This is a genomic window from Salinivirga sp. (assembly GCF_035268865.1).
Classification (GTDB): Bacteria; Bacteroidota; Bacteroidia; order Bacteroidales; family Salinivirgaceae; genus Salinivirga.
Genome location: NZ_DATFKB010000117.1, coordinates 1 through 3995 on the forward strand (window position 1 = coordinate 1; position 3995 = coordinate 3995).

Sequence of the window (3995 nt, forward strand, 5' to 3'; positions counted from 1 at the left end):
GAATAAATTTTATTATCTTTGAAAAGTTGATAGAAACAAAAAACCCGGCTTCATCACCAGCATAAGGACTGGGAGAGGAATTACCGGGACGACAGTGCAAATATACGAAAAAATGGATCGAAAAGCAATATTTGACCTTTATTGTGAGAATCAAAAAGGCGAAAAATTTATTGTTGAACTTCAAATGGATATTTCGGTGATACTGACCCCCCATTTCGGTCATATTGACCCCCCTCTGCAGCATTAGGTCAAAGAACAGATTGTGTGACAAATTTACAGTTTTTTTCTCAGACTTTCCCCTTTTAATTCTAAACGATGTGATGTATGGACTAATCGATCTAAAATAGCATCGGCAATGGTTGCTTCTCCAATAATGTCATACCAGCTGTTAACAGGCAGTTGACTGGCTATTATAGTGGCATGACGAGCATGTCGATCTTCAATTATTTCCATGAAGTCCATTTGTTGTTGAGCGACCAAATGGGTCAATCCAAAGTCGTCAAGAATGAGTAAATGCGCTTTAGAAAGCTGATCGAAAAATTTGTTAATAGTGCCTTCGGCTCTTGCCATTTTCGTTTTGATCAAGAGTTTCTGCAGGTTAAAGTAAGCTACTTTGTAGCCTTGCGCGCATGCATGATGACCAAGAGCTGAAGCCAAAAAACTTTTCCCGCAACCGGTAGCACCGGTCACTAAAACAGACTCCCCTTTTTCTACATATTCGCCAGTGGCAAGGTCTGTTATCTGGCTTTTATTAATGCCACGAGCACTATCATAGGTGAGTTCTTCGATTGATGCTTTGTAACGAAATTTTGCATTCTTTCGCAACCTTTCAAACCGATTGTTCGTCCGGTACTGCTCTTCGCCATGCAAAAGCATCTCAAGACCTTCACTAAACGAAAGATCGTGATGTCTGCGCGTTTCGGTCATAGCTTGCCAGGTTTGCTGCATGCCATGTAGCCGTAATTGTGTTAATTTTGATTTAATTTCCTCCATAATTTTTCTGCTTTAGTTTATTCATAATAATCTGCTCCGCGTGTATTTTTATGTGTTGGGAGCGGTTTAGATATTTCTTCTTTTTCTGTGTATTGGTAGGGATTCTTTTCTATAATGTTTTTGATAAACATATAGGAATATTTCTCAAACGAAATGGCGGTTTCGCATGCATGGCGGAATAACTCAGGATCAGTTTTTCGGGATAAACTCAGAAGTCCATCACAGGTTTTATAGAGCTGTTCAGGATATCGGTCTTGTTTGAATACCAAGTCGATTAGTCGATAAAGGGTTGGGTTCATTCGTTTGGCCTTTTCGAGGTAATACTCAGGACTTCGACTAATATAATGTTGATGTTGAGAGCACAAATGATCGCTTTGAGTAGAATACCTTCCCGGGATCTTACTTCTTGCATGAACCGCTATTACATCACCTTTTTTGTTGTATATTTTCACCAGTGAACGCGTATAAATTACAGCAACTTTCTGCCCAATATAAACATAAGGAACACTATAATAATGTTTGTCTGCAGTTATATACACGTGATTATTTGTGTTCGCTTTTAGTGTTTTGTAATACTTGATTTCAAAACTTTTTTCCGGCAGTGCAGTGAGTCTTGTTTTTTCATCGGCTAAAAACTTTTCTTCACGACAATAGTTCTTTTGCTGCATTCGAGTCTGATTGTGCAGTTTAACTTGTTCCATTATAGCCTCATTCAGAGAAGCAAGGTCAAAGAACTTTCTGTTGCGCAATGGTGCATATGCACGAATATATATCAGTTTCACTTGATTTTCGACCAACGCTTTATCCTTAGGCTTTGCAGGTCGAGTTGGAGTAACAGTCGTCTTATAATGAACGGCAAGGTCATCCAATGCCTGATTTATAGTGGGCTCATAGTTATTGGCCTTAACAATGGCCGATTTTAGATTGTCGGGCACAATCGTTTTGGGCGCGCCTCCGAAAAAGTTCAAACAACAAACCATAGCATGTATAAAATCTTCCATTTTCTGACTCGGAACAGCCATTGCAAATCCGTAGTCAGAATAAGGCAAACACGCTACAAAAACTTGACATTCAATCCTATTTCCCGTTTCCCTATCAATATATGAAAGCGTTTTTCCGGCAAAATCGACAAAGAGTTTTTCCCCTGCCTTATGGTCAAGATTTAGGCTTGGTTTTCGGCTTTTATTGTGTTGGTTCAGGTGATGGCAAAATTGGGTGTAGCTATACGCATTAGTGGTCGTTTGTTGATACTCGCGCCATAGCAAACCACGCGTAACACCGGTTTTGTTTAGTTCTGATGTGTAGTAGTCTAATTGGTTTTTTAGGTGCTCATAGCGCTCATCTTTGAAAGATGGATTTCCAGAAAATAATGTAGCTTCAAGCTTGGGATCTTCCATTTTTAAGAGTTCATCAATAGAGAACTTCCCACCATCGATCTTGTACAGATAGGTTTTTACTGTGTTTTTACTCATGCCTAAAGCCCGTGCAATAGTTTTTTTTGCCTTGCCCTGTTTGTACAGGAGCAGTAATTGTTTTACTTGACTCATACGTTTAATTTTTCCTGCCATAACTTTCTGTTTTAGTGGTTCTGGCCACTAAATAACCTAAACTGCAAGAAATAGGGGTCAGCTTGCTCCGTAAATTTGAAGGCCGAGCCTCGGGGGTCAACTTGCTCCGAAATTGAAAATTCCCGCGCACAAAAAAAACGCGATAACAAGTTGAACTTAAAATATGAGGGGTCAACATCCGCCGGAATGTCATGCTTTTTTTAGCTCAAAAAACACCAAATTTCAGCTTCCGTTAGTGGGGTCAGCTTAGTCCGAAATATCCAATTTCTGCATTGAGGTCTTCCAGTGAGAAAAATGTCATTTCTCGTAAAAGATAATAAATGCGCTGATAAACCAGGTTAACTGCATTTTCAACAAGTGCTTTGTCTTGCGGGGAATAGCTTCTTGTAGGGTTGATCACGCAATCGTAGTGGCGAGCAAAATCTTTTAATGAACGATTGATCACCGGTTCATATTTACTTGACCGGGTCACGGCTGATTTCAAATTGTCCGACACAATAGCTTTTGGCACACCTCCATAAAAATCAAGTGCATTGGCCAGGCTGCTGAGCATATCCTCCCTTTTCTGCGTCAATGTGGCTTCTACATAGGTGTATTGACTATGGGGCAATAATGCCACGAAGACTTCCACTTCTTGTATCTCGCCTGTCTCTCGGTCAACTATCTGTAATTTCTTACCTGCATAGTCGATAAACAACTCATGACCGGCTTTGTGTTCGAGCTTCATAGAACCTTTAACTTTGCCAAACTTTTGTTTATAGTGCTCCATAAACTGGGAATAGCTGTAAGGTTTTTTGGTTGTTGCTTTGTAATTGAGATAGTGATGTAAAAAAGTAAATCCGGGATGTTCTCTTGCCATTTTTTCTTTTTCAAAAAACTGCATCAACTCATCATAACGTTCGTTAACGATTGTTGTGTGCGATGGGAAGAGTTCTTTCAGGGAAGGCTCATCCATTTCCAGAAGTTCTTTCAAGGAATAATCACATGCTTTAAAATAGCGCATGTATGTATTTACCGTATTGCGTGAAATTTTCAGTAGTTCACCTATTTGGCGGTTACTTTCACCATCAATGTGTAATGTAATAATCTGTTTTAAATCCATAGGATCAAGAGTATTGGCCATATCAAATCTTTTTTCTGCGATATGGCAGTTTTTCTTGATCTTTCAAAGTGGCACAAAACGAATCCGAAAAAAAATTGCTCCGCCCATAGTTGGCACAAAACGAATCCGAATTAAAATTGCGCGCGCCCAAAAAGTGGCACAATTTGAGCCGGAATCAGTGGCACAAACCACTCCGGAAATGGTGGCACAAATCGAATCAGATTATCCACTTTCTCATGGAGCATGGCGAAGTGAGCAAGAAACTATTAGTGAAGCTGATTTTATCAAGGTTTGTGACGAAATAGTAAAACATATAGATAAGAAATCACATT

At 39.5% G+C, this 3995-nt stretch carries 4 protein-coding genes; 1 reads left to right on the plus strand and 3 read right to left on the minus strand.

The genetic code is table 11. The annotated features are described in order from the left end of the window. The first annotated feature begins 112 nt into the window (after positions 1 to 112). Complete coding sequence (locus VJ937_RS07240) at positions 113 to 247, plus strand: hypothetical protein (protein WP_324066231.1); 135 nt, start codon at positions 113 to 115, stop codon at positions 245 to 247. Between the two features lie 26 nt (positions 248 to 273). Here VJ937_RS07240 and istB read toward each other — a convergent pair whose 3' ends face one another. The 3 genes from istB to istA (VJ937_RS07255) form a co-directional block, all read right to left on the minus strand. After that, positions 274 to 993, minus strand: a complete 720-nt coding sequence (gene istB, locus VJ937_RS07245) for an IS21-like element helper ATPase IstB (RefSeq protein WP_324066232.1) — start codon at positions 991 to 993, stop codon at positions 274 to 276. Positions 994 to 1010: 17 nt separating this feature from the next. Next, complete coding sequence (gene istA / locus VJ937_RS07250; protein WP_324066233.1) at positions 1011 to 2561, minus strand: IS21 family transposase; 1551 nt, start codon at positions 2559 to 2561, stop codon at positions 1011 to 1013. A 241-nt stretch (positions 2562 to 2802) separates the two neighbouring features. Then, complete coding sequence (gene istA, locus VJ937_RS07255; protein ID WP_324066234.1) at positions 2803 to 3684, minus strand: IS21 family transposase; 882 nt, start codon at positions 3682 to 3684, stop codon at positions 2803 to 2805. Positions 3685 to 3995 lie beyond the last annotated feature (311 nt).

Bases quoted from the DNA above. Each gene is read 5' to 3' on its own strand.
- VJ937_RS07240 (WP_324066231.1), top strand. From the start codon at position 113: ATGGATCGAAAAGCAATATTTGACCTTTATTGTGAGAATCAAAAAGGC.
- istB (WP_324066232.1), bottom strand. From the start codon at position 993: ATGGAGGAAATTAAATCAAAATTAACACAATTACGGCTACATGGCATG.
- istA (WP_324066233.1), bottom strand. From the start codon at position 2,561: ATGGCAGGAAAAATTAAACGTATGAGTCAAGTAAAACAATTACTGCTC.
- istA (WP_324066234.1), bottom strand. From the start codon at position 3,684: ATGGCCAATACTCTTGATCCTATGGATTTAAAACAGATTATTACATTA.